This is a genomic window from Pseudonocardia sp., from assembly GCF_025965585.1.
Lineage (GTDB): Bacteria > Actinomycetota > Actinomycetes > Mycobacteriales > Pseudonocardiaceae > Pseudonocardia.
In genome coordinates this window covers 1-3,356 of record NZ_JAOPWR010000152.1, presented here as the reverse complement: position 1 = coordinate 3,356, position 3,356 = coordinate 1, and the positions used below count along the sequence as shown (strand labels likewise).

At 71.8% G+C, this 3,356-nt stretch carries 3 protein-coding genes; 1 reads left to right on the top strand and 2 read right to left on the bottom strand.

The window, feature by feature from the left end; genetic code table 11:
• Positions 1-1,627: MFS transporter (locus JWR81_RS09680; RefSeq protein WP_297649617.1), on the bottom strand; the 1,627-nt coding region annotated here is incomplete at its 3' end.
• A 75-nt stretch (positions 1,628-1,702) separates the two neighbouring features.
• Between JWR81_RS09680 and JWR81_RS09675 the strand changes: the two genes are divergently transcribed.
• Entirely contained in the window at positions 1,703-2,380 is a 678-nt protein-coding gene (locus JWR81_RS09675) for a TetR/AcrR family transcriptional regulator (protein ID WP_297649615.1), read from the top strand.
• A gap of 266 nt (positions 2,381-2,646) precedes the next feature.
• On the opposite strand, the gene JWR81_RS09670 is transcribed toward JWR81_RS09675, so the two are convergent.
• A complete protein-coding gene (locus tag JWR81_RS09670) occupies positions 2,647-3,261 on the bottom strand; it encodes a hypothetical protein (RefSeq protein ID WP_297649613.1) in 615 nt (204 codons plus the stop codon).
• Between the last annotated feature and the right edge of the window lie 95 nt (positions 3,262-3,356).

Genomic DNA, 3,356 nt, shown 5'->3' with positions numbered 1-3,356 from the left:
GCTCGTGCTCGGCCACGTCCTCCCGCGCCCGCCGCGGGCTCCAACGGCCCGACATCACGAACACGAACGGGATGAACAGCAGCTCACCACCGACGCACACCCACCACCACGTGCGCCACTGGCTCGCGCTCTGCTCGGCCGCCGCCGCGACCTCGGTGCCGTGCTCCTTCAGGAACGCCAGGTCCTGCGGCGGCACGGCGGCCACGGCCTGCAGGCGCGCGGTGGCCGTCGCGGCGTCGACCTGGAGCTTCTGCGCGATCTGACCCACGGCGGCGGGGCCGGCGGCCGGGTCGGTGGGCAGCGCGGCCAGGGTGGCCGGGTCGACGGCGGCGATCGTCTGCAGCTGCGGCGCGTACTGCGTCGAGAGCGCCTTGACCTCCGCGCCGTACTGCACGAGCGGCGTCATCGAGCTGACCACGAACGGCAGGATGAAGATCGAGACGGCGACGACGACGCGGACGATCCAGCCCCAGACCGCGAGGCCCGTGGCCATGAGCGCCGGGTTCCGCCGCTCGACGGTCTCGGTGAAGCTCGCCATCCACGGTGCGTACGCGATGCCCAGCGACACCGCGGTCAGGCTCGTGATCACCACCAGTGCCGTGTACGACGTGCCGGGGCCGCGGGTCAGGAAGATGATCGTCATGATCACGCTGGCCACGGCGCCCACCAGCATGAACGGTTTGCGCACCCCGAGCCGGTCGGACACGATCCCGACGAGGATCAGCGCGATCGCGTCGAACGCCCAGAACCAGTTGCCGATGCCGTTGGCCTCCGCGAGGCCGAAGCCGAAGATCGTCGTGAAGTAGATCGTGAAGAACCCGACCGCCGTGTAGTAGATGATCAGGAAGACCGCGACGGCGAACGCCGAGCCGATCACGTCGAGGTGCAGCACCTGATGCCACGGGCGGTCCTGCTCGACGTCGACGCCGGCCGCGCGGGCCTCGATCAGCGCGCGGTCCTGGTGGCTCACCATGAGCTGGTCGCGCAGGTTGGGCGAGAGCTCGCGCAGGCCCACCAGCGCGATCAGGAACACCACCAGCCCGACGATCCCGCAGATCACGTACTGCGCCTGCCAGTTCGGCAGCGCGGCCACCGTGCTGCTGGACACCGCCGCGACGACGAGGCTGCCGACCACCGGCCCGAGCGTCCAGAACCCCATCGCGGACGCACGCCCGATCTGCGGGGAGTAGTCGCGGACCAGGGCGGGCGTGGCCACGAGGATGATCCCCTCGACGAACCCGACCACCGCCGAGAGCAGCCCGAACGTGAACGCCGTGGGCGCGTTGGGCAGCGCGAACGCCGTGAGCAGCCCGGTGAGGCCGAGCCCGTACGCCACGAGGTTGGCGCGGCCCCAACGGTCGGCGAGCCCCGCGAGCAGCGACGCGAACGCGCCCACCGCGTTGGCCACCACGGTGATGTAGACGTAGTAGGGGAAGCTCATCCCGAACGACGCGATGATCGACGGGGCCACCGCGCTGGCCACGTACGCCTCGTAGTAGAGGACGATCGTGGCCACCACGACGATGCCGAGCTGCACCATCCTCGGCCGGGTGTCGGGGTAGTGCTCGAGCCTGCGATGCCAGAGGGCGCCGAGAACGGGGTTGGTGGGAAGCTCAGCAGCGACCATGAAGCCTCTTCCTGAAGCGGTGTGTGCCCGGTCACGATCAGGAGTACGCCCGCGTACGTTAGAACTGGAGTGGACGTGCCACAAGGGGGATCGCTCGCGCGGACCCACGACGCGGAGCCGGGGCTGCCGCGGGGCCGGTCGAGCCTGCCGGCGTCGGAGGTGTCCGCGGCCCAGCGGCTGCGGCTGATCACAGCCACCGTGTCGGTGGTGGCCGACGTGGGCTTCCGGACCGCCACCGTCGCCGACATCGTGCGCGCGGCCAAGGTCTCGCGCGCAGCCTTCTACCAGCACTTCGCAGACAAGGACGCCTGCCTGCGGGCGGCGAGCGCCCACGGGTGGGGGCTGCTCGTCGGCTCCGTCCGGAGCGCCACGCGGGAGCTCCCGCCGGGAACCGAGCCGGAGGACGAGCTGCGGGCGGGGCTGCGCGCCTACCTGCGCTTCCTCGCCGCCGAGCCCGCCTTCACCCGCATCTTCTACGTCGAGATGCCCGGGGCGGGCCCGCACGCCTGGCCCGACATCGAGGCCGCGCAGCGCCAGTTCGCCGAGCTCAACCGGGCCTGGCACCAGCACGCGCTGCCGCAACGACCCGGCTGGCCACGGGTGCCGTTCGAGGCCTATCTCGCGGTCGGCGGGGCCACGACGCAGCTCGTGCGCACCTGCGTGCGGGAGGACCGCACCGCGGAGCTGCCGGATCTGGAGGAGACGCTCGTGGCCCTGCACCTGGCGATGCTGGCCGCGCGGCCGTGGGAGTGACGGCGCGGTTGTGCCGACGCGCAGCCGAAGCTTCCCGTCTCTCGACCGTTCGTCACAGACCGCGCTGAACGGCCCGCCATCTCCGCGTGCAGGTCCAGGCCACTTGCGCCATGCCCGGACTCCGGCTGCGTGCCGCGTCTCCACGGCGTTCGGGCGGCGGCTCGGCCGTTGGGCTGCGCCGCGCCGCGGCGAGGCGGTGCTGACGGCGGCGGACCCGTCGTCGCAGGTGGCGAGCGTGGTCGTCGCCGAACATCAGCGCCGGAGGGTCAGCCCACCACGGCCCGCAGCGCCGAGAGGCGCTCCTTGAGATCGGCGTCCTTGTTGATCGGGTCGTGCGCCTCGTCGGGCTCGACGCCGCTGCTGGTGGCGACCCGGTTCATGGTGCCGACCATCTGGACGAGGTGCGCCAGCCGCGCCTCCTCGTGGTCGACGGGGGCGGCGCCCTGGGCCAGGGCGAGTGTGGTGTCGAGCCAGAGCACCTCGCGGTGCAGACCGGCGTCCTGCAGCAGCCCGCGCAACCGGGAGGAGAGCTCCTGCGGCTCCAGGCCGAGCCAGCCCGAGAGGGTGTGGGCGTCGAGCGGGAAGAGCCGGTCGCGATCGCGCAGGTAGATCAGCTCGAGGGCGTAGGCGTGGCCGTAGGCGCAGTAGGTGCAGCTGTTGTGCAGCGAGATCACGACGCAGGCCAGGTGGGTGCGCAGGGGGCCCAGCACGTGCCGGGTGCGCAGGAAGCGGGGCATGTTGCGGGCGAACCAGCGCAGCGCGGGCAGCGGGCCCATCCGATCGACGGCCACCGGCATCATCCGCGCGGGGAAGCCCCACATGCGGCGGCACATCGCGTCGAGCATGCCGGTCACGACACGATCGAGCCCGTAGCTGGCCATCCCGAGCTCCTTACCGCAGGTGCCCGAACGGTACCTGTGTGTGCACGTCCGAGGGAATGCGCTGTCGCCGGGTGGTTTCTACTGCGCGACGTCGG

Bases quoted from the DNA above. Each gene is read 5' to 3' on its own strand.
- JWR81_RS09670 (WP_297649613.1), bottom strand. From the start codon at position 3,261: ATGGCCAGCTACGGGCTCGATCGTGTCGTGACCGGCATGCTCGACGCG.